At 71.4% G+C, this 20741-nt stretch carries 22 protein-coding genes; 16 read left to right on the top strand and 6 right to left on the bottom strand.

Annotation, left to right across the window (positions count from 1 at the left end; translation table 11 throughout):
• Window position 1 precedes the first annotated feature (1 nt).
• Both E4P42_RS12225 and E4P42_RS12220 read left to right on the top strand, forming a co-directional pair.
• Window positions 2-889: a MoxR family ATPase gene (locus E4P42_RS12225; protein ID WP_135126325.1), complete on the top strand. Its 888-nt coding sequence runs from the start codon at window positions 2-4 to the stop codon at window positions 887-889.
• Window positions 889-2331, top strand: coding sequence for a VWA domain-containing protein (locus tag E4P42_RS12220; RefSeq protein WP_135126324.1), 1443 nt, complete (start codon window positions 889-891; stop codon window positions 2329-2331). Before E4P42_RS12225 ends, E4P42_RS12220 begins: the two co-directional genes overlap by 1 nt.
• Before the next feature lie 16 nt (window positions 2332-2347).
• Here E4P42_RS12220 and E4P42_RS12215 read toward each other — a convergent pair whose 3' ends face one another.
• The 4 genes from E4P42_RS12215 to E4P42_RS12200 are packed head-to-tail and all read right to left on the bottom strand — an operon-like array spanning window position 2348 to window position 7945.
• On the bottom strand, window positions 2348-3592 hold the full coding sequence (locus E4P42_RS12215) for an NAD(P)/FAD-dependent oxidoreductase (protein ID WP_135126323.1): 1245 nt from the start codon (window positions 3590-3592) through the stop codon (window positions 2348-2350).
• A complete protein-coding gene (locus E4P42_RS12210) occupies window positions 3589-5007 on the bottom strand; it encodes an NAD(P)/FAD-dependent oxidoreductase (protein WP_135126322.1) in 1419 nt (472 codons plus the stop codon). The genes E4P42_RS12215 and E4P42_RS12210 overlap by 4 nt, the downstream gene beginning before the upstream one ends.
• A complete protein-coding gene (locus tag E4P42_RS12205) occupies window positions 5004-6443 on the bottom strand; it encodes an FGGY family carbohydrate kinase (RefSeq protein WP_135126321.1) in 1440 nt (479 codons plus the stop codon). The genes E4P42_RS12210 and E4P42_RS12205 overlap by 4 nt, the downstream gene beginning before the upstream one ends.
• Window positions 6443-7945 carry an amino acid permease gene (locus E4P42_RS12200; RefSeq protein ID WP_135126320.1) on the bottom strand — a complete coding sequence of 501 codons (1503 nt, stop codon included), beginning with the start codon at window positions 7943-7945 and terminating at the stop codon, window positions 6443-6445. The genes E4P42_RS12205 and E4P42_RS12200 overlap by 1 nt, the downstream gene beginning before the upstream one ends.
• Before the next feature lie 139 nt (window positions 7946-8084).
• Here E4P42_RS12200 and E4P42_RS12195 point away from each other — a divergent pair, with 139 nt between their 5' ends.
• From E4P42_RS12195 to E4P42_RS12155, 9 genes are all read left to right on the top strand, one after another.
• On the top strand, window positions 8085-8834 hold the full coding sequence (locus E4P42_RS12195) for a GntR family transcriptional regulator (RefSeq protein ID WP_135126319.1): 750 nt from the start codon (window positions 8085-8087) through the stop codon (window positions 8832-8834).
• Between the two features lie 42 nt (window positions 8835-8876).
• On the top strand, window positions 8877-9518 hold the full coding sequence (gene nadD / locus E4P42_RS12190) for a nicotinate-nucleotide adenylyltransferase (protein WP_135126318.1): 642 nt from the start codon (window positions 8877-8879) through the stop codon (window positions 9516-9518).
• Window positions 9515-9883 carry a ribosome silencing factor gene (rsfS, locus tag E4P42_RS12185; RefSeq protein WP_135126317.1) on the top strand — a complete coding sequence of 123 codons (369 nt, stop codon included), beginning with the start codon at window positions 9515-9517 and terminating at the stop codon, window positions 9881-9883. Before nadD ends, rsfS begins: the two co-directional genes overlap by 4 nt.
• Complete coding sequence (gene gpgP, locus E4P42_RS12180) at window positions 9880-10560, top strand: glucosyl-3-phosphoglycerate phosphatase (RefSeq protein ID WP_135126316.1); 681 nt, start codon at window positions 9880-9882, stop codon at window positions 10558-10560. The genes rsfS and gpgP overlap by 4 nt, the downstream gene beginning before the upstream one ends.
• The gene (gene octT / locus E4P42_RS12175; protein WP_135126315.1) at window positions 10547-11278 is read left to right on the top strand and encodes a diglucosylglycerate octanoyltransferase; all 732 of its coding nucleotides are present in this window, start codon (window positions 10547-10549) and stop codon (window positions 11276-11278) included. Before gpgP ends, octT begins: the two co-directional genes overlap by 14 nt.
• A 2-nt stretch (window positions 11279-11280) precedes the next feature.
• On the top strand, window positions 11281-12117 hold the full coding sequence (locus E4P42_RS12170) for a DegV family protein (protein WP_135126314.1): 837 nt from the start codon (window positions 11281-11283) through the stop codon (window positions 12115-12117).
• A 95-nt stretch (window positions 12118-12212) separates the two neighbouring features.
• The gene (locus tag E4P42_RS12165; protein ID WP_135126313.1) at window positions 12213-12533 is read left to right on the top strand and encodes a helix-turn-helix transcriptional regulator; all 321 of its coding nucleotides are present in this window, start codon (window positions 12213-12215) and stop codon (window positions 12531-12533) included.
• Window positions 12530-13000 (top strand): SRPBCC family protein, encoded by a 471-nt coding sequence (locus tag E4P42_RS12160; RefSeq protein WP_135126312.1) that lies wholly within the window; start codon window positions 12530-12532, stop codon window positions 12998-13000. The genes E4P42_RS12165 and E4P42_RS12160 overlap by 4 nt, the downstream gene beginning before the upstream one ends.
• Window positions 12997-13614 (top strand): maleylpyruvate isomerase family mycothiol-dependent enzyme, encoded by a 618-nt coding sequence (locus E4P42_RS12155; RefSeq protein WP_135126311.1) that lies wholly within the window; start codon window positions 12997-12999, stop codon window positions 13612-13614. The genes E4P42_RS12160 and E4P42_RS12155 overlap by 4 nt, the downstream gene beginning before the upstream one ends.
• 71 nt (window positions 13615-13685) lie before the next feature.
• Here the strand turns inward: E4P42_RS12155 and E4P42_RS12150 are convergent, their stop codons facing one another.
• Window positions 13686-14738, bottom strand: a complete 1053-nt coding sequence (locus E4P42_RS12150; RefSeq protein ID WP_135126310.1) for a dihydrodipicolinate reductase — start codon at window positions 14736-14738, stop codon at window positions 13686-13688.
• 81 nt (window positions 14739-14819) lie between these two features.
• Between E4P42_RS12150 and E4P42_RS12145 the strand changes: the two genes are divergently transcribed.
• The 4 genes from E4P42_RS12145 (at window position 14820) to holA (ending at window position 18647) form a co-directional block, all read left to right on the top strand.
• Window positions 14820-15224: a RidA family protein gene (locus tag E4P42_RS12145; protein ID WP_135126309.1), complete on the top strand. Its 405-nt coding sequence runs from the start codon at window positions 14820-14822 to the stop codon at window positions 15222-15224.
• A 94-nt stretch (window positions 15225-15318) separates the two neighbouring features.
• Window positions 15319-16131: a ComEA family DNA-binding protein gene (locus E4P42_RS12140; RefSeq protein WP_135126308.1), complete on the top strand. Its 813-nt coding sequence runs from the start codon at window positions 15319-15321 to the stop codon at window positions 16129-16131.
• Window positions 16128-17672, top strand: coding sequence for a ComEC/Rec2 family competence protein (locus E4P42_RS12135; RefSeq protein ID WP_135126307.1), 1545 nt, complete (start codon window positions 16128-16130; stop codon window positions 17670-17672). The genes E4P42_RS12140 and E4P42_RS12135 overlap by 4 nt, the downstream gene beginning before the upstream one ends.
• Window positions 17673-17684: 12 nt before the next feature.
• Entirely contained in the window at window positions 17685-18647 is a 963-nt protein-coding gene (gene holA, locus E4P42_RS12130; RefSeq protein ID WP_135126306.1) for a DNA polymerase III subunit delta, read from the top strand.
• Window positions 18648-18661: 14 nt separating this feature from the next.
• Here holA and rpsT read toward each other — a convergent pair whose 3' ends face one another.
• Complete coding sequence (rpsT, locus tag E4P42_RS12125; protein WP_135126305.1) at window positions 18662-18922, bottom strand: 30S ribosomal protein S20; 261 nt, start codon at window positions 18920-18922, stop codon at window positions 18662-18664.
• A gap of 175 nt (window positions 18923-19097) precedes the next feature.
• On the opposite strand from rpsT, the gene E4P42_RS12120 reads away from it, so the two are divergent.
• The gene (locus E4P42_RS12120) at window positions 19098-20726 is read left to right on the top strand and encodes a circularly permuted type 2 ATP-grasp protein (RefSeq protein WP_135126351.1); all 1629 of its coding nucleotides are present in this window, start codon (window positions 19098-19100) and stop codon (window positions 20724-20726) included.
• The last annotated feature ends 15 nt before the right edge of the window (window positions 20727-20741 follow it).

Genomic DNA, 20741 nt, shown 5'->3' with positions numbered 1-20741 from the left:
CTTGAGCGTCCCCGCACGCCCGGCGCCGCTGTTCGCCGACATCGACGATGTCGCACGACGGCTGGCCGAGACCGGATACCTGCCCGACACCGCGACCGCGACCGCGGTGTTCCTCGCCGACCGCCTCGGCAAGCCACTGCTGGTCGAGGGGCCGGCGGGCGTCGGCAAGACCGAACTGGCCCGGGCCGTCGCGCAGGCCACCGGATCGGGGCTGGTGCGGTTGCAGTGCTACGAGGGCGTCGACGAATCCCGCGCCCTCTACGAGTGGAACCACGCCAAGCAGATCCTGCGCATCCAGGCGGGTAATCAGGCGGCCGGTGCGGACTGGGATCAGACCCGCACCGACGTGTTCACCGAGGAGTTCCTCCTGTCGCGGCCGCTGCTGACCGCGATCCGGCGCACCGAGCCGACCGTGCTGCTGATCGACGAGACGGACAAGGCCGACATCGAGATCGAGGGCCTGCTGCTCGAGGTGCTGTCCGACTTCGCGGTCACCGTCCCCGAACTGGGCACGATCACCGCCGAGCGGCCGCCGTTCGTGGTGCTGACCTCCAACGCCACCCGGGAACTGTCCGAGGCGCTCAAACGCCGCTGCCTGTTCCTGCACATCGACTTCCCCGACGCCGACCTCGAGCGGCGCATCCTGCTCTCGCGGGTGCCCGAACTGCCCGAGCACCTCGCGGCCGAACTGGTGCGCATCATCGGCGTCCTGCGCGGGATGGCGCTCAAGAAGCTGCCGTCGGTGGCCGAGACCATCGACTGGGGCCGCACCCTGCTGGCACTGGGCATGGACACCATCGACGACGCGATGATCGCCGCCACGCTCGGTGTGGTGCTCAAACACCAATCCGACCAGCAGCGCGCCGCCGGAGAGTTAAGGCTGAACTGATGCCCGCGCGCCGCGTCCGGCCCCCACAGCCGCTGGCCCCGCACGGCCTGCCCGGCCACCTGGTCGAGTTCGTCGAGGCGCTACGGGGACAGGGAGTCTCGGTCGGTCCGTCCGAGACCGTCGACGCCGGCCGGGTGATGACGGTGCTGGGACTCGGTGACCGGGAGGCGCTGCGCGAGGGCATCGCATGCGCGGTGCTGCGGCGGCCCGACCACCGCGACACCTACGACGCGCTGTTCGATCTGTTCTTCCCGGCCGCGCTCGGGGGCAAGACCGTGCTGCCCGACGAGGACGCCGACAGCGACGACGAAGGACTGCCGCCCGAGGACATCGAGGCCATGCGCGCAGCGCTGGTGGACATGCTGTCGGACAACCAGGACCTGGCCAACCTCGACGAGCGGCTGGCCGCGATGATCGCCCAGATCGTCGAGGCCTACGGCCGCTACAACTCCAGCCGTGGGCCGTCGTACTCGTCGTATCAGGCACTCAAGGCGATGAGCCTCGACGACCTCGAGGGCCGCCTGCTGGCCGGGCTGCTGGCACCCTACGGTGACGAGCCCACCCCCACCCAGGAGCAGATCGCCAAGGCGCTTGCTGCTCAGCGGATCTCGCAGCTGCGCAAGATGGTGGAGTCGGAGACCAAACGACGCACCGCCGAGCAGCTGGGCCGGGAGCACGTGCAGATGTACGGCGTGCCGCAGCTGTCGGAGAACGTGGAGTTCCTGCGGGCGTCGGGGGAGCAGCTGCGCCAGATGCGCCGGGTGGTCGCCCCGTTGGCCCGCACGCTGGCCACCCGGCTGGCGGCGCGGCGCCGGCGGTCGCGGGCGGGGGAGATCGACATGCGCAAGACGCTGCGCAAGTCGATGTCGACCGGGGGAGTGCCGATCGACGTGGTGCTCAAGAAGCCGCATCCCGCCCGGCCGGAACTCGTCGTGCTCTGCGATGTGTCGGGTTCGGTCGCCGGATTCAGCCACTTCACGCTGATGCTCGTGCACGCGCTGCGCCAGCAGTTCTCGCGGGTGCGCGTGTTCGCGTTCATCGACACCACCGACGAGGTCACCGAATTGTTCGGGCCCGACGCGGACCTCGCGGTGGCCGTGCAGCGGATCACCCGCGAAGCCGGCGTGTACACCCGCGACGGCCACTCCGACTACGGGCACGCGTTCGTGTCGTTCCTCGACAAGTACCCCACGGCGCTGTCGCCGCGCAGTTCGCTGCTGGTACTCGGCGACGGCCGCAACAACTACCGCAACCCGGAGACCGACCTGCTCGCGCGGATGGTCAACGAGAGCCGCCACGCCCACTGGCTCAACCCGGAACCCAAGCACCTGTGGGGCAGCGGTGACTCCGCGGTGCCGCGCTACACCGACATCATCACCATGCACGAGTGCCGCTCGGCCAAACAGCTGGCCGCGGTGATCGACCAGCTGCTGCCCGTCTAGTGCTCGCGCCGGGAAGTCAGGCGAACGACACCGTCACGTCGCCGCCGCCGCTGCGCGCGCCGGCCACCAGCGACCATGGCGCGCGGTAAACCCGGCCCGGCGCGGCAGGCCACGGTGTGCGCGCGGTCGCCAGCACCCGACCGTCCTGCACCGCCCGAAGTTTCGGCGCGCGCCGGTACTCGTCGACCCAGAACAGCAGGTCGCCGCGCGCGGCGCCGGCCCCGTCGGGGGTGACCAGTTGCGGGGCCACCCACCGGAACGGGCCGTCGGTGCGGATCCGCACCCCCGACGGCGGGGTGTCGCGGCGACTCAGCCACGCCCGCACTGCGCCGGCCGCGTGGCGGCCGTCGAGGGCCGCACCGTCGGCGGTGTCGACCGGGTGCAGCAAGTTGCCCACCGCGAACACGCCCGGCGCACTGGTGCGCAACGCGGCGTCGACCACCGGCCCGCGGGTCGCGGCGTCCATCGCCAGCCCACCGGTGCGGGCCAGTTCGTGGTCGGGAATCCAGTCGCCGGTGAACACGACGGTGTCGCACTCCACGGTGGTGCGGGCGCCGGTGTCGAGGTGCTCGACCACCGCGGCCCGCACCCGGCCCTTGCCCTCGATGCCGACCAGCCGGCTGCGGGTCAGCACCGGCCCGCTCATCAACGCCCGCCCGGGGATCCGGAACGCCGTATATGCCTCGGCCCGCGGATACGCGCTGACCATCGCGACGGTGTCGCATCCGGATTCGCGCAGCGTCAGCACCGCCGACCAGCTCACGAGTTCGGCGCCGACCACAAGCGCGCGTTCCCCGACCCGGGCGTGGTGCAGGTGGACGAGGTTCTGCAGCTGTCCGGTGGTGTAGACCCCGTCGGGCCGGTCACCGGGGATCAGCCGCGCCGGCCGCGGCCGCTCGCGGGCGCCGGTGGCGAGCACCACCGCGTCGGCCGAGACGGTGCGCACCCCGCGCGGTGAGGTGACCTGCAGCAGACGCTCCCCGCTCCAACCGGTCACCATCGCCTCGGTCTCGAGCACCGCACCGGCGTCGGACGCCAGGGCCGTAAGTCGGCGGGCATACGCCGGCCCGGACAGGAACCGGTGCAGATCCCGCATGCCGTAGCCCGGATGGTCGCTGTGGCGTGGGATTCCGCCGGTCTCGGCTTCGCGTTCGATGACCAGGACGTCGCCGTCGACCTGCGGGGCCAGCGCCGTCGCGGCGGTCAGCCCGGACGGTCCGCCGCCGACCACCGCGACCGCCACGTGCTGGGTCGCGGTCATCGGACGGCCGCCACGTCGGAGGTGTCCTCGGCGCCGCGCGAGGCGAGCAGCGCCTGGGTGTGCGCCCCGCAGTAGAACCCTTGGCAGCGGCCGTTCATCACGCGGGTGCGCCGCCGCAACCCGTCGAGGTCGGCGGGCGGTATCGCGGAGCCGAACGTGTCGCGGATCTCGCCGGCGGTGACGCGTTCGCAGAAGCAGACGATGCGCCCGTAGGCGGGATCGGCGGCGATGCGGTCGGCATCCTGATACGGCCGCACGCCGGTCTCGCCGATGTTCGGCATCCGCGGCGGCGCAGGCAGATCGGCGCGGTCGGTGAGGTCGAGGTCGGTGCCGGCCAGCAGGCTGAGCAGGTACTCGGCGACCGCCATCCCCGACGTCAGCCCGGTGGAGCGGATCCCGCCGACCAGCACGTAGCGCTGACCGGCGTCGACGTCGATGAGGTAGTCGTTCGAGTCGATCGCCGCGCGCAGACCCGCGTAGCTGGCGGTCACCTCTTCGTCGAACAGGGTCGGCATCAGCGCGCGTCCCTTGGCGAGCAGGAACTCGAAGCCGTCCTCGCTGGTGTTGGTGGCGGTGCGGTCGGACAGGTTCTCCGACGTCGGTCCCACCATGACGTTGCCGTAGATGGTCGGGCTGACCAGCACGCCCTTACCCCGCGACGACGGGACCGCGAGCACAATCAGCGGCACCATCGGCCGGGTCAGCTTGTCGAACACCAGCAGTTCCCCGCGCCGCGGGGTGACGGTGAACCGGTCGTAGCCGAACATCGCGTCGATGTGGTCGGCGCCCAGGCCGGCGGCGTTGACGATCCAGCGGCCGTGCACGTCACCGGCCGTCGTCGACAGCGTGGTGTGGGTCCCATCGGAACTCGACTGTGCCGCAGTCACTCTCGCGCCGCGGATCAGCCGGGCACCGCGGCGCACGGCGTCGGTGGCCAGCGCCAGGTTGGTGGTCCAGGTGCAGATGATCGATTCGCCGGGCACGGTGAGCCCGGCCAGCGCACCCGGCCCGAGGTCGGGCACCCGGCGGTACACCTCGTCGGCGCCGACGATCTCGCATGCGAGGTAGCCGTTGCGTTCCGCCTTGTCCTTGAGGCCCGGCAGCGCGTCGCGCTCCTCGTCGGTCCAGGCGACCAGCAGCGCGCCGGTGCGTTCGACCGGGATGCCGGTCTGTTCGGCGTAGTCGCCCAGCAGGTGATAGCCGCGGGCCACCATCCGCGATTCCAGGGTGCCCGGGGTGGCGTCGAATCCGGTGTGCAGTATCGCGGTGTTCGCTTTGCTGGTGCCGTCGCCGACGTCGTCGCGCGCTTCCAGCAGCGTCACCGTGGCGGTGGTGCCGGCCAGGGCGCGCGCGATGGCGCAGCCCACGATGCCGCCACCGATGACGACGACGTCGGTGACGTCGGGGGAACTCATGGTGCGTGAATCTCCTTGTCCTGCAGCGCGGCCTGCGCGGCACGCCGCCACCGCCGCAGATGGTCGGCGGCCGTGTCGGGCGACCACCGGGGTTCGTACGTGTGCTCGGGAGTCCAGTCCCCGACGGCGTCGGCGAGGCTGAGCGCGGGGGCGAGGGCCATCCGCGCGCATGCCGCGGCGCCCAGCGCGGTGGCGTGCTGCGACGGGTAGACGTCGACCGGGATCTGGGCGAGGTCGGCCTGGGCCTGCATCAACACCGCCGAGCGGGTGAGTCCGCCGTCGACGCGCAACCGGGTCAGCGGCCGGCCCAGGTCGGTGGCGACCAGGTCGGCCAGCTCGGCCACCTGGGCGGCGATGCCCTCCAGCAACGCCCGCACCAGCTCGCCCCGGCCGCTGGACAGCGTCATGCCGGTGAACGTGGCTGTCGCGCCCGGATCCCACCACGGCGCGGCCAGACCCGCGAGGGCGGGAACGCACAGCACCCCGTCGCTGGAGGCGGCCGCGACCGCGTCGAGCTGTTCGGCCGCGGGCACCAGCCCGAGGTCGACGGCCCACCGCACCGCCGAGGCCGCGGTGTACACCTGGCCGTCGGCGCAGTAGAAGGTGCGGTCGCGCAGCCGCCACGCCACCGACGTCGTCAGGCCCGACGACGACAGGGCGGGTGTCGGCCCCAGCTGGGCGAGCAGGAACGCGCCGGTGCCGTAGGTGCATTTCGCCGCGCCCGGTTCCAGGCAGCTCTCGGCCAGCAGTGCGGCCTGCTGGTCGACGATCAGCCCGGCGACCGGGATCGTGGGCCCGAAAACGTCGGTGTGACCGACGATCTGATCGCAGTCGACAATCTCGGGCAGCTCCTCACCGGCGAGCCCGAACAGGTCGAGGAGCTCGGCATCCCAGCGCGGCGAGTCCAGCGCGGTCGCCAGTGACCGGCTGGCGGTGGACGCGTCGGTCACGTACGCACCGCACATCCGGTGCACCAGCCACGTGTCCGACGTGGTGACGACCCCGTCGCGGGTGAGGTGGGTCCGTAGCCAGGCCATCTTCGGGGCCGAGAAGTACGGATCGAGCACCAGACCGGTCCGGCGCGCCACCGCGTCCGCGGAGTCGGCGAGCGGTGCGCACACCGACTCCGCGCGGCGGTCCTGCCAGACGATGGCCGGGGTCAGCGGGCGGCCGGTGTGGCGGTCCCACGCCAGCACCGTCTCGCCCTGGTTGGCCAGCGCGACGGCCGCCACCGGCACGCCGGCCCGGGCGATCGCCTGTCGGCCCGCGCCGACGACCGAGGCCCACAGTGCTTCAGGGTCCTGTTCGACGGCACCCCCGGGCAGGTAGGTGGGCCGCAGCGCCACCTCGGCGACCGCGATGACGGCGCCGGCCGCATCTACGACGATCGCCTTGGTTCCCGAGGTGCCCTGGTCGATGGCGAGCAGATGTGTCATCAGTCCTTTGCGGCCTCACGGTCGAGTTCGGCGTCGATCGAGTGCATGTCCGGCATCGACAGCCCGTGCCTGCCCCGGGTGGCCAGCAGGTAGCCGAGGTAGAGCGCGCCGATCACGACCATCACGATGACGTACGCCCACGCCTGCTTGAAGCTCGCGTCGCGGAACAGGGCGAGCTCGAACACCAGCCACACGACCGCGACCGTCACGATCGGGATCTCCCACTTGCCGAGGTCGAATTTGCCGTTGGCGGGCAGCGTCTTCCGCTTGATCAGGTACAGCACCACCGTCGAGGCGTACATCACCGCGGGCAGCAGCGTGGCGGCGCTGAACAGGGTGAACAGCGCGGTCTCGGTGGGCGAGAAGATGGCCAGGATCAGCTGGGCGACGACGAAGTACAGCACCGCGGCCCGCATCGGGGTGTGGAAGCGCGGCGAGACCTGGTTCCACAGCTGCCAGCCCGGGAAGCGCTGGTCGCGCGACATCGCCCAGGTCAGCCGGACGCCGGTCATCATGATCACCAGGCCGCACGCGAAGATCGCCAGCACCACCATGAGCAGCAGCAGCGTCGCGGTCACCGAGCCCAGCGTGTCGGCGATGACGTCGGCGATCGGCGTGCCCGACTCGGCCAGCGCCACCGGGTCGCCGGCGGCCAGCGTCACCGCGACCAGGAACAGGAAACCCAGCACACCGGAGGCGAGCACCGCCTGCCACATCGCGCGCGGCACGACGCGTTCGGGATCGTGGGTCTCCTCGGCGAGGTTGGCCGCGGATTCGAACCCGACGATCGTGAAGGCGCCGAGCAGGAAGCCGAGCATCCAGGGCCCGGCCGAGGTCAGGTCGCCGAAGCTCCAGAAGCCCTCCGCCGGGACGGCGCCGCGGCTGAACAGGTTGCCGAAATCCATGTCGCCGCGGATCGCGGCGACCACCAGCAGCAGCACCGTGAGCGCGACCATGCCGATCAGCTCGAGGGTGACGAAGCTGTTGTTCACGCGCTCGGCCCACGGCGTCGAGAACGCGACCAGCAGGAACTGGATCAGCAGCACCAGCGCGGTGACCAGCCAGGCGATCGTCGAGGTGCCCTCGTAGTGCAGCAGCACCGGCAGGATCGTCGAGGCGATCGTGTAGTCGACCGCCACCACCACGATGGCCAGGAACGTGAACGAGATCCAGCCGATGATCCACCCGAGCACCGGGTTCGCCAGCCGCGACATCCACTGGTAGTGGTAGCCGGTCACCGGGATGCGGGAGGCCAGCGCCCCGAGCACGAACGCCACCGCGAGTTGGCCGACGACCGCGATCGGCCAGGTCCAGATGCCGATCGGTCCCGACGAATTCAGCACCGCCCCGTAGGTGGTGAAGATGCCGGTCGCGATCGAGACGAACGCGAACGCCACGGCGAACGACGCGAACTTGCCGGTGCGGCGCTCCAGTGACTGCGCGTATCCGAACTGCGCGAGTTCGGCGGCGTCGCCGCCGCGGGTGGACTCAGGGCCGGGCATGGAACCTCCAGTTGGTATAGACCATGTGGTTGAACCGTAGTATGGGTGTGATCCAGGTCATCGTCAACCCGGGTAACGAAACGTTTACCGAGTGCATGGCCTAGACCACGTGGTTGGCGGATCCGGCTACGCTGCTGCCATGCCGGCAGTCGCGCGTAAGAGCCCCGGTCCGGGCGGGGGCGACCCGCCGCGGTACCTCGCGATCGCGGCGCTGGTTCGTGACCGAATCGCCACTGACCAGCTCGGACCGCACACCCTGCTGCCCTCGGAACGCGAGCTGGCCGAGCAGCACGGCGTCAGCCGGATGACCGCCCGCCAAGCGCTGTCACTGCTGGAGAGCGAGGGCATGGTCTACCGCAAACCACCGCGCGGCACGTTCGTGGCCGAACCGCGGGTGCGGTTCCACATCGGCAGCTTCTCCGAGGAGGTGTCGCGGCTCGGGCGCCGCCCGGCCGCCCGGCTGCTGTGGGCCGACCGCCAGCGCCCGACGCCCGACGTGCAGCGCGCGCTCGACCTCACCGACGGCGCGCACGTCCACGTCTTCCACCGGTTGCGCACCGTCGACGGCGTGCCGTTCGCGCTGGAGACCACGTTCCTGCCCGCCGAGCTGACCCCCGGCATCCTCGACGTCCCCGAGGAGGGGTCGCTGTGGGCGGTGCTGCGCGACCGCTACGACCTGCGGCTGACCCGGTCGACCGCGGTGCTGGAATCCATCGTCCTCGACGATGCCACCAGCGCCCAGCTGGCGGTGCGGGCCGGTTCGGCGGGCACGCTGCTGACCCGCTGCACCCTCGACGAGGGCGGGCGGTGCGTGGAGTACGCGCGCGACATCTACCGGGCCGACCGCGCCGCATTCGAGGTGTCCGAGGTGCTGCCGGCCGACCGCTGACCGGTCCGGCGTACCGGCCGCGCTGCCGTAAGCTGGCTGTTCGTGCAAACCCGACGCAGGCTGGGCGTGATGGGCGGGACCTTCGATCCCATCCACAACGGGCACCTCGTCGCGGCCAGCGAGGTGGCCGATCTGTTCGACCTCGACGAGGTCGTGTTCGTGCCCACCGGCCAGCCCTGGCAGAAGCACAACCGCGCGGTCACCGCCGCCGAGGACCGCTACCTGATGACCGTGATCGCCACCGCGTCCAATCCGCGGTTCTCGGTCAGCCGGGTCGACATCGACCGCGGCGGGGCCACCTACACCAAGGACACGCTGCGCGACCTGCACGCCGCGAATCCGGACACCGACCTGTACTTCATCACCGGCGCCGACGCGCTGGCGTCGATCCTGTCGTGGCAGAACTGGGAGGAGATGTTCGCGATCGCCCGGTTCGTCGGGGTCAGCCGGCCCGGCTACGAACTCGACGGCAAGCACATCTCCGCCGCCATGGACGAGCTGCCCGACGATGCGCTCTCCCTGGTCGAGATCCCGGCCCTGGCGATCTCGTCGAGCGACTGCCGCAAGCGCGCCGCCGAAGCCCGGCCGATCTGGTACCTGGTGCCCGACGGCGTGGTGCAGTACGTCGCCAAGCGCAAGCTCTACCTGCCCGCACCGACCCCGAACGAGGACACACTCTTATGACCGCCTCTGACGAAGCCGTCCAGATGGCCACCGTCGCCGCCCGCGCCGCCGCGGACAAACTCGCCGACGACGTGGTGGTGATCGACGTGTCCGGACAGTTGGTGATCACCGACTGCTTCGTGATCGCCTCGGCATCCAACGAACGCCAGGTCAACGCGATCGTCGACGAAGTCGAGGAGAAGATGCGGCTGGCCGGCCACAAACCGGCGCGCCGGGAGGGCACCCGCGAAGGGCGCTGGACGCTGCTCGACTACGTCGACATCGTCGTGCACATCCAGCACCAGGACGAGCGCAACTTCTATGCGCTGGACAGGCTGTGGCGGGACTGCCCGACGGTGCCCGTGGATCTGGACGGTCCGTCGTGAGGGTGCGGCGGCTGGTGCTCCTGCGCCACGGCCAGACCGAGTACAACGCCGGCCGGCGGATGCAGGGCCAGATCGACACCGAACTGTCCGAACTGGGCCGCGAGCAGGCCGTCGTCGCCGCCGAGGCGCTGGCCAAGCGGCAGCCGCTGCTGATCGTCTCGTCGGACCTGCGCCGGGCGCTCGACACCGCGGTCGCGCTCGGGGAGCGTTCCGGCGTCCCGGTCGACGTCGACACCCGGCTCCGCGAAACGCATCTCGGCGAGTGGCAGGGGATGACCCACCTCGAGGTCGACGCGATCGCCCCCGGCGCCCGGCTGGCCTGGCGCGACGACGCGCGGTGGGCGCCGCACGGCGGGGAGAGCCGCGTCGACGTGGCCGCGCGCAGCCGGCCGCTGGTCGCCGAACTCGTCGCGAGCCAGCCGCATTGGGGGTCCGACCAGGACGGGCACGAAGCGGACCGGCCGGTGGTGCTGGTGGCGCACGGCGGCCTGATCGCCGCGCTGACCGCCGACCTGCTCGGCCTGCCGGTCGACAACTGGCCGGTGCTGGGCGGCATGGGCAACGCGAGTTGGGTTCAGCTGGCCGGGCATTCGGCGCCCGACGCGCCGTTCGACGAGGTGAAGTGGCGGCTCGACGTGTGGAACGCCTCCGCGCAGGTCGGCCATGACGTCCTCTAGGACCCTGCTGGTCTTCGCCGACTCCCTGGCCTACTACGGGCCGACGGGGGGTTTGCCGTCCGACGATCCGCGCATCTGGCCCAACCTGGTCGCCGATCACCTCGGCTGGGACCTCGAACTCATCGGCCGGATCGGCTGGACGTGTCGCGACGTGTGGTGGGCAGCGACCCAGGATCCGCGGGCGTGGGCGGCGCTACCGCGGGCCGGGGCGGTCGTCTTCGCCACGGGTGGAATGGATTCGCTGCCGTCGCCGCTGCCGACCGCGCTGCGCGAACTCATCCGGTACGTCCGCCCGCCGTGGTTGCGGCGCTGGGTCCGCGACGGCTACGGCTGGGTGCAGCCGCGGCTGTCGCCGATCGCCCGGCCGGCGCTGCCGCCGCACCTGAGCGCCGAGTACCTCGAGATGACCCGCGGCGCCATCGATTTCAACCGTCCCGGCATCCCGATCGTGGCGTCGCTGCCGTCGGTGCACATCGCCGAGACGTACGGGAAGGCCCACCACGGCCGGGCCGGCACGGCGCGGGCCATCACCGAGTGGGCCGATCAGCACGATGTCCCGCTGGTCGACCTGAAAGCCGCCGTCGCCGAGCACGTGTTCGGCGGTCGCGGTAACCCCGACGGCATCCACTGGAACTTCGAGGCGCATCAGGCCGTCGCCGACCTGATGCTCAAGGCGCTCGCCGAAGCCGGTGTGGCGCCGGGTGTCCCGGGCGACTGACCGTGGCCGTCGTGGTGGTGACCGACGCCTCGTCCCGGTTGCCGGTCGAGGACCTCGAGCGCTGGAACATCCGGCAGGTGCCCCTGCACGTGATGGTCGGCGAGGACGACCTGCGCGACGGCGTGGACGAGTTGCCCCATGATCTGCACGAGCGCGCCCACGTCACCACCTCGGGTGCCACACCCGGTGAACTGGGCACGGCCTACGGGCGTGCGCTGGCCGACTCCGGCGGCGACGGGGTGGTGGCCGTGCACATCTCGGCGGCGCTGTCGAGCACGTTCAGCTCGGCGGTCACCGCGGCGCGTGAGTTCGGTTCTGCTGTGCGCGTGGTCAATTCCCGGTCGGCTGCGATGGGTGTGGGGTTCGTGGCGCTGGCGGCGGCGCGGGCCGCGGCCGGCGGGGGAGACGTCGACGCCGTGGAGGTGGCCGCCCGGTCGGCCGTGACCCGCGGACACGCGTTCATCGTCGTGCACCGGCTGGACAATCTGCGGCGCAGCGGCCGGATCGGCACCACCGCATCGTGGTTGGGCACCGCGCTGGCCCTCAAACCGCTGCTGCGCCTGGACCTCGACGGGCGGCTGGTGCTCGCCCAGCGGATCCGCACGGTGTCCAAGGCGCATGCGGCGATGGTCGAGCAGGTGGCCGAGGTGGTCGGCGACGCCCGGGCGGCCGTGGCGGTGCACCACGTGGACAACCACGACGCGGCCGACGCGCTGGGCGCCGCCCTGACCGAACGGCTGCCGCAGATCGAGGCGCTGACCGTCAGCGACATGGGTCCGGTGCTGTCGGTGCACCTCGGTGCGGGCGCGGTGGGCGTCTGCGTCAGCCTGGTCACCTGAGCGCCGGCACTACGGTTGTTGACCTCTTGACCCGCGTTTTGCGTCAACAACCGTAGTCTCGACATCCCGTATTGGTAAGTGGTAACTTACCGTTCGTGCCGACTTACCAAGAGGCCGATCCGTGGGTGGCGATGGCCGACCGCACCCGGCGGTCGATCGTCGAACGGCTCGCGCACGGGCCGATGCCGGTCGGGGAACTGGCCCGCGACCTACCGGTGAGCCGGCCCGCGGTGTCCCAGCACCTCAAGGTGCTCAAGCGGGCCGGACTGGTGTGCGACCGCGCCGACGGAACCCGGCGGCTCTACCAGCTGGACCACACCGGCCTGGCGGCCATGCGCGCCGACCTCGACCGGTTCTGGGGACAGGCGCTGGCCGGCTTCAAAGACATCGTCGAGCGTGAAGGAGACACCCCGTGACCGCATCCGTCCGCCACGAGATCGTCGTCGCCGCCCCGCCGGACCGGGCGTTTGCGGTGTTCACCGAACGCTTCGGCGACATCAAACCCCGCGAACACAACCTGCTCGGCGTGCCGATCGCCGAGACCGTGTTCGAACCGCGCGTCGGCGGCCACATCTACGACCGTGGCGTCGACGGCAGCCTGTGCCGGTGGGCGCGCGTCCTGGTCTGCGAACCGCCGCGCCGGGTCGTGTTCACCTGGGACATCGGTCCCACCTGGCAGCTCGAGACCGACCCGGACCGGTGCAGCGAGGTGGAGGTGCTGTTCGCCGCCGAGTCCGACGGCAGCACCCGGGTCACATTGGAGCACCGCCACATCGACCGCCACGGCGACGGGTGGCAAGCCGTGGCCGACGGTGTCGGCGGTGACGCCGGCTGGCCGCTGTACCTGCGCCGCTACGGCGATCTGTTCGGTGAGACGCCGTGACCGCCTCGTTGAGGGACCTGGCCCGCGCCGAGCGCACCGAACTGGCCGCGCTGCTGGCAGAGCTCAGTCCGCAGCAGTGGCACACCCCGAGCCTGTGCACCGGGTGGACGGTCAAAGATGTTGCCGCGCATATCGTCAGCTACGACGACCTCGGCGTGCCCGGTCTGCTGGCGCGATTCGCCAGGGGCCGTGTCGTCAATGCCAACCAGGTCGGTGTCGACGAGTTCGCGAAGATGTCCACCGGGGAACTGTTCGACTACTTCTCCCGGCATCTGGCGCCCTCGGGGCTGACCGCCGGTTTCGGCGGCATGATCGGCTTCGTCGACGGCACGATCCACCATCAGGACATCCGGCGGGCGCTCGGTATGCCCCGAATGATCCCCGGCGACAGGCTGATTCGCGTGTTGCGACTGGTTCCCGGCAATCCGCGGCTGGGGGCCGGGCGCCGCATCCGGGGCCTGCGCCTGCGGGCGACCGACGTCGACTGGGCGCACGGCCGCGGTCCCGAGGTGACCGGTCCCGGTGAGGCGCTACTGATGACGATGACCGGCAGGCGGGCGGCGCTGGGCGAACTCGACGGGCCGGGCGCGGCGACGTTCGCGGGCCGGCTCTGAGTCGCCGAGACTACGGTTGTTGACGGGGTCTCCCGCGAAGTGCGTCAACAACCGTAGTGCCGGCGCACGCGCTATCCGACGAAGCGGCCGGTGACCGGCGGCAGGTCTTTGAGCGTCACGATGCCCGGCGGCGCCGCGACCACCGCGGGCACGGCGTTGGTGACCGGCATCGCGGTGTAGATCATGCCCAGGCCCATGAATCCCGGCTCGGTCCAGTCCTTGGGCGGCAGGCAGTGCAGCACCGTGCGCATGTTGGGGGTGCCGAACACCTGGACGACGTGGCCGTGCTCGAGCGGTTTGGGCGGTGTCACGTGATGGCCCATGGTCCAGTTGAATCCGACGGTGACGACGTTGCGCTCACCGACCCAGCCCCGGTGGTAGCCGTACACCCCGCCGACCGTGCCGGCCGGGATCTGCATGAAGCCCAGGTCCGTCGAGCCGGTGGCCGTGGTGAACTCGACGTCGAAGGTCATGCGGTCGAGTGTCGCGCCGATCGCGTCGGCCATCATCGCCGCCGATTCGGCGAACACCTCGCTCTCGCGCCGCACACTCTCGGCCAGTCCCGGCGTGTCCGGGTCCTGCCCGAACCCCATCGCCGACTGTGTCCCCGCCGACTCGTAGGTCGAGCAGTCCACGGACTCGGTGATGCGGATCTCGTCGACCCGCTCACACGCCCCGGAGAGGACCATGCCCACCATGTTCGTCATGCCGGGGTGGGCGCCGCTGCCGAAGATCGTGGAATTGCCGGTCTCGCAGGCTTTCCGGATGCGGTCCAGGTCCTCCGGTGACTGTTTGCCGCCGGTGATCCACGCCGCGCTCGAGCAGACGTTGATGCCGGCCTCGAGCAGCTTGGTCAGCTCGTCGACGCTCGGCCACAGCGGGTTGTAGCAGCAGGCGTCGGGCCGCAGCGCGATCAGGGCATCGACGTCGTTGGTGGCCGTGACACCGGTGGGTTCCGGCCATCCGGCCAGTTCGGCGGCGTCGCGTCCCACCTTGTCCGCGCCGTGGGCGTAGACCCCCACCAACTCCATGTCGTCGCGTCCGATGATCGCGTGCAGCGACCGGCGGCCGATGTTGCCGGTGGTCCACTGGATCACGCGGATCCGACGGGGCGGTGTGGTCATCGATGACTCCTCGGGCTCGCGGGCTCGCTGGTAGACACTATTCGCACGGTGTGCACCCGCGGCGCGAATTACGATCGGCCGATGGCGATCCGGTCGTTCACGTTCACCCCCGCCGACGGTGTGCCGCCCGCGGTGGCGCCGTTCGCGCACGCGACCGCCGCGGGTCAGACCCTGTACGTGACCGGCCAGATGCCGACCGATCCCACCGGTGACGTGGTGAGCCCGGACATCGCCGTCCAGACCGACCGGGTACTGCGCAACCTGCTGACGGTGACCACGCTGTGCGGCGGCGGCCTCGCCGACGTCGTCGCGGTGCGGGCGTTCCTGACCGACTGGTCGGAGTACGCCGAGTTCAACACCGCCTACGCGGCATGGTTTCCCGACCGGCTGCCCTCGCGGACGTGTGTGGGCGTCACCGGGCTGGCGGTCGGCGCGCGCGTCGAGATCGACTGGACGTGCTGGCGCGCCGACGGCTGGGGCGGCTGAGCGGTTCTCCACAGCCGCGCCTTCATCCACAGGGCGGCTCGGAGCTGCCCGGTCGGGCCGGATCGCGACGGTGGCGCTGCCTACCGTCAGGCCCATGCGGACCGAAGAGCCGGCCGAGCGGCTGCAACGCCGGCTCGGCGCCCAGGAGGAAGAACCCGACCACGACGACGCCCGGCCCGACACGGCGCTGTCCCGCTGGCTGCCCGATGAGGTGCCGGCGACGGGTCCGGGCTGGCTGGCCACCGTGCGTGCCGATCCGGGCCGAGCGGGGGTTTTCGGGCTGGGCCTGGTGGGCGTCATCGCGGTGCTGGTGACGGTGTTCACCGTCTGGCGGGATCAGCCCCCGCCGGTGGCGTCGGCCAACCTGCCCGAGGTCGAGATGGTGTCGTCGGCAGCGCCGACCGCTTCCACCGCACCGGGCGGGGAGCAGGCCGTGGTGGTCAGCGTCGTCGGGCTCGTGCACCGGCCCGGCCTGGTGACGTTGTCGGCGGGGGCGCGCATCGCCGACGCCATCGACGCCGCGGGCGGCGCGCTCGAGGGCGCCGACCTGCTCGGCCTCAACATGGCGCGCCGGCTCACCGACGGCGAGCAGATCATCGTCGGCATCGCGCCCGCCCCCGGGCAGCCGCCCACGATGGGCAGCTCCACCGCCGGCGGCGGATCCGGTGACGACGCCCCGGCGCAGGCCGGCCCCGCGCCGTCGGCTGCGCCGGGCGGGCCGGTCAACCTCAACACCGCGACTCTCGAGCAACTCGACACGCTGCCCGGGGTGGGACCGGTCACCGCGGCCGCGATCGTCGCGTGGCGCGACGCCAACGGCGCCTTCAGCAGTGTCGAGCAACTGGGCGACGTCGACGGCATCGGCCCGGCGCGGCTGGCCAAACTCCGCGACCTGGTCCATGTGTGACCGACGACGCGTCACCTGCGGACCTGCGCCTGGTGCCCGCCGCGGTGACCGGCTGGGCGGTCACCGCGGCCGGGATTCACTGGCAGACCGCGGCGGCGGTGGCCGCGGGGTGCGCCGGCGTGCTGCTCACCGGGGTGGCCGCGTGGTGGGCGGCCGGCCGACCCCCGTGGCGGGCGGTGTGGCCTCGCGCGGCCGCCGGGCTGATCGCGGTCGCGGTCGTCGGTGCGGCGTTCACGGTCGCGGTCGGCGTCCGCACCCACCAGGTGCAGCACCACCCGGTCACCGCCCACTACGGCACCTCGGCCGCGGTGGCCGTCACCCCCAGCGACAGCCCGCGTGCGCTGGGTGGGGGACGGCTGATGTTCCGTGCGACGCTGCGCACCGTCGACGGGCGGCCGATGCGCGGCCGGGTCGTGGTGTTCGCCTCGATGAGTGGTTACGCCGAGGTGAGCGCGGGCCGCCCGGCGGCCTTCCGTGCCGAGATCGGCAGGCCGGACCGGCGCGACCTCACCGTGGCCGTGCTGTCGGCCGCCGACCGCCCGGTCCTGGGCGCCGCGGCACCGGTGCAGCGGATCGCGCACGGCGTGCGCACCGGTTTCGCCGACGCGGCGCGCGTGGCGCTGCCTGCCGAGCCGGCCGCCATGCTGCCCGCGCTGGTGCTCGGGGACACCTCGACGGTGCCGGGCACGGTCAGCGACGAGTTCAGGGATGCGGGCCTGACCCATCTCACCGCGGTGTCCGGCGCGAACGTCACGATCGTCTGCGGTGCGGTGCTGCTGAGTGCGGCGTTGATCGGCCCGCGGGCCGCGGTGCTGCTCGCGGGGCTGGCACTGATCGCGTTCGTCGTGGTGGTGCAGCCGTCGGCAAGCGTGCTGCGGGCGGCGGTGATGGGTGCGATCACGCTGGTGGCCATGGTGGCGCACCGCCGCAGGCAGGCCGTCCCGGCGTTGGCGGCCAGCGTGCTGCTGCTGTTGATCGCCGCCCCGGAACTGGCCGTTGACGCCGGCTTCGCCCTGTCGGTGGTGGCCACGGCGGGGCTGGTGGTCATCGCGCCGGTGTGGTCGCGGCGGCTGGTCGGGCGGGGCTGGCCGAAACCGGCCGCCGACGCGGTCAGCGTCGCGCTCGCCGCGCAGCTGGTGACGGCCCCGCTGGTGGCGGGCATCTCGGGGCGCCTCAGCGTGGTGTCGGTGCTGGCCAATGTGGCGGTGGCGCCGGTCATCCCGCCGATCACGGTGATCGGTACGGCCGCGGCCGCGCTGTGCCCGCTGTGGCCGGCCGGGGCGGGGTTGCTGATCCGGTTCACCGGACCGCCACTGTGGTGGCTGCTGCAGGTGGCCGACACGGCGGCAGCACTGCCCGGTGCGAGTGTGGCCGTGCCGTCGGGCGGGGCGGGTGTCGCGGTGGTCACCGCGGGCGGGATCGCGGCCGTGGTGGCGTGGCGGTTCCGGGTGACGCGCCGGCTGGTGGCCGCTGCCGGGGTGTGCCTGCTGGCGTGGTGGTTGTCCGGCCACGCCGCGGCCAGCGGTGTCGGGCCGACATGACACCATCGTCGGGTGACTGATCAGGTCGGCGGCCTTCATCTGGTGCTGGGGGACGAGGAACTGCTCGTCGAGCGTGCGGTCGGCGCGGTGCTCAAGGCGGCCCGCAAGCGGGCCGGCACCGTCGACGTCCCGGTCGACCGATTGCGCGCCGGTGAGGTCAGCACCAGTGAACTGGCCGAGCTGCTCAGCCCGTCGCTGTTCGCCGACGAGCGGGTGGTGGTGCTCGAGGCCGCCGCCGAGGCCGGCAAGGACGCGGTCGCGCTGATCGCCGACGCCGCGGCCGACCTACCGCCCGGCACGATGCTCGTGGTGGTGCACTCCGGGGGCGGGCGCGCCAAGGCGCTGGCCGATCAGCTCAAGAGGCTGGGCGCAGAGGTGCACCCCTGCGCGCGGATCACCAAGGCCGGGGAGCGTGCCGACTTCGTGCGGCGCGAGTTCCGTGCGCACAAGGCGAAGGTGTCCGACGACACCGTCACCGCGGTCCTCGACGCGGTCGGTTCGGACCTGCGCGAGCTGGCCTCGGTGTGCTCGCAGCTGGTGGCCGACACCGGTGGCCAGGTCGATGCGGAGGCGGTGCGCCGGTACCACTCGGGCAAGGCGGAGGTGAAGGGATTCGACATCGCCGACAAGGCCGTCGCCGGGGATGTCGCCGGCGCCGCCGAAGCGCTGCGCTGGGCGATGCTGCGCGGGGAGCCGCAGGTGGTGCTGGCCGATGCGCTGGCCGAGGCGGTCCACACCATCGCGCGGGTCGGTCCGCTCTCGGGCGATCCCTACCGGTTGGCCGGTGACCTCGGGATGCCGCCGTGGCGGGTGCAGAAGGCGCAGAAGCAGGCGCGCCGCTGGTCGCGGGCGTCGGTGGCCGAAGCCGTGCGGGTGGTCGCGGCGCTCAACGCAGACGTCAAGGGCGCAGCGGCAGATGCCGACTACGCCCTTGAATCAGCGGTGCGCCGGGTCGCCGAACTGGTCGCCGACTGACCCGAGGGGGACGCTCAGAGCTTGTTGAGCGCCAAGGCCAGGGCCGACTTCTTGTTGGCGGCCTGGTTCTTGTGGATGACGCCCTTGCTGGCGGCCTTGTCGAGCTTGCGGCTGGTCGAGACGAGCAGCTCGGAAGCCTTGTCCTTGTCGCCGGCGTCCACGGCCTCGCGGAACCCGCGCACCGCGGTGCGCAGCGAGGACTTCACCGACTGGTTGCGCAGCCGACGACGCTCGTTGGTGCGGATGCGCTTTTCCTGCGACTTGATGTTGGCCACGTAAAGCTGTCCTTCGTAGATCTCGGATGATGAACGGAAGTCTTCGGCCGCGCCCAATGGGGCGGGCAGCGACTGTTCAGGTTACCAGCGCCGCCCCGGATCTCCCAAAGCGCGCCCCATCGACCTGCTTAAACGGCACCCGTGCGGCAAAGTATGTGACGTGAGCCTGCGCACCGTGCCGACCGAACCCCCACGATCCTCGCGGACAGGCACCGGAAAACCGAAACGGTCCGAGGGCATCTTCGAGGGCTACGACAGCGTCGGCGGTTACGACCGGGCGTTCGACGAGATGTTCGATCCGCAGGGCAACGTGCGCGGCCCGTACAAGGGTATTTTCGCCGAACTCGCCCCGTCCGACGCCGAGGAACTGGCCACCCGCACCGAGGCGCTCGACCGGGCGTTCATCAACCAGGGCATCACATTCTCGCTGTCCGGCCAGGAGCGGCCGCTGCCGCTGGACCTCGTGCCGCGGGTGATCTCCGCGGGGGAGTGGACACGGCTCGAACGCGGCATCGCGCAGCGGGTGCGGGCGCTGGAGATGTACCTCGACGACATCTACGGCGAGCAGAACATCCTGCGCGACGGGGTGATCCCGCGCCGGCTGGTCACCTCGTGTGAGCACTTCCACCGCCAGGCCGTCGGCATCGTCCCGCCCAACGGGGTGCGCATCCACGTCGCCGGCATCGATCTGATCCGCGACGACCAGGGCAACTTCCGGGTCCTGGAGGACAACCTGCGCTCACCATCGGGCGTCTCCTACGTGATGGAGAACCGCCGCACCATGGCGCGGGTGTTCCCGAAACTGTTCGCCACCCACCGCGTGCGCGCGGTCGGCGACTACGCGTCGCACCTGCTGCGCGCGCTGCGCAACGCGGCGGCGTCCAACGAGGCCGACCCGACCGTCGTCGTGCTCACCCCCGGCGTCTACAACTCGGCCTACTTCGAGCACTCGCTGCTGGCGCGGCAGATGGGTGTGGAGCTCGTCGAGGGCCGCGACCTGTTCTGCCGCGACAACACCGTCTACATGCGCACCACGGAGGGTGAACGGCAGGTCGACGTGATCTACCGGCGCATCGACGACACCTACCTGGATCCGATGCAGTTCCGGCCCGACTCGGTGCTCGGTGTGGCCGGCCTGCTCAACGCCGCGCGCGCCGGCAACGTGGTGATCTCGAGCGCCGTCGGCAACGGCGTCGGCGACGACAAACTCGTCTACACCTACGTGCCGACGATCATCGAGTACTACCTCGGCGAGAAGCCGCTGCTGGCCAACGTCGACACGTTCCGCTGCTGGCTCGACGAGGAACGCGAAGAGGTGCTCGACCGGATCGAGGAATTGGTGATCAAACCGGTCGAGGGGTCGGGCGGCTACGGCATCGTGTTCGGGCCCGACGCATCGGCCAAGGAACTCAACGCGATCTGCAAGAAGATCCGCAGCGATCCCCGCGGCTGGATCGCCCAGCCGGTGATGCAGCTGTCGACGGTGCCGACGCAGATCGGTGACAAACTCGCGCCCCGCCACGTCGACCTGCGCCCGTTCGCGGTCAACGACGGCGACGACGTGTGGGTGCTGCCCGGCGGCCTGACCCGCGTCGCGCTGCCCGAGGGGTCGCTGGTGGTGAACTCCAGTCAGGGCGGCGGGTCCAAGGACACCTGGGTGCTGGCCTCGCGCAGCTCGGTCGCCGACCGCGAACTGGGCGCCGCCGAGGTGGTGCGCTCCCTGCCCAAACAGGCCAAATCCACCAAGGCGGCCAAGGCGAACGACGCCCAGACCACCGATCAACAGCAGCAACAACAACAGTAGGGCGGTGAACGAACC

The sequence above is a fragment of the Mycobacterium sp. PS03-16 genome (assembly GCF_004570325.1).
GTDB lineage: Bacteria > Actinomycetota > Actinomycetes > Mycobacteriales > Mycobacteriaceae > Mycobacterium.
The sequence above is the reverse complement of the archived record's forward strand: the minus strand, read 5'-3'. Positions and strand labels throughout refer to the sequence as shown.

Coding starts and splice junctions, on each gene's coding strand:
- E4P42_RS12220 (WP_135126324.1), top strand. CDS start 889: ATGCCCGCGCGCCGCGTCCGGCCCCCACAGCCGCTGGCCCCGCACGGC.
- E4P42_RS12215 (WP_135126323.1), bottom strand. CDS start 3,592: ATGACCGCGACCCAGCACGTGGCGGTCGCGGTGGTCGGCGGCGGACCG.
- E4P42_RS12210 (WP_135126322.1), bottom strand. CDS start 5,007: ATGAGTTCCCCCGACGTCACCGACGTCGTCGTCATCGGTGGCGGCATC.
- E4P42_RS12205 (WP_135126321.1), bottom strand. CDS start 6,443: ATGACACATCTGCTCGCCATCGACCAGGGCACCTCGGGAACCAAGGCG.
- E4P42_RS12200 (WP_135126320.1), bottom strand. CDS start 7,945: ATGCCCGGCCCTGAGTCCACCCGCGGCGGCGACGCCGCCGAACTCGCG.
- E4P42_RS12195 (WP_135126319.1), top strand. CDS start 8,085: ATGCCGGCAGTCGCGCGTAAGAGCCCCGGTCCGGGCGGGGGCGACCCG.
- rsfS (WP_135126317.1), top strand. CDS start 9,515: ATGACCGCCTCTGACGAAGCCGTCCAGATGGCCACCGTCGCCGCCCGC.
- octT (WP_135126315.1), top strand. CDS start 10,547: ATGACGTCCTCTAGGACCCTGCTGGTCTTCGCCGACTCCCTGGCCTAC.
- E4P42_RS12150 (WP_135126310.1), bottom strand. CDS start 14,738: ATGACCACACCGCCCCGTCGGATCCGCGTGATCCAGTGGACCACCGGC.
- E4P42_RS12145 (WP_135126309.1), top strand. CDS start 14,820: ATGGCGATCCGGTCGTTCACGTTCACCCCCGCCGACGGTGTGCCGCCC.
- E4P42_RS12140 (WP_135126308.1), top strand. CDS start 15,319: ATGCGGACCGAAGAGCCGGCCGAGCGGCTGCAACGCCGGCTCGGCGCC.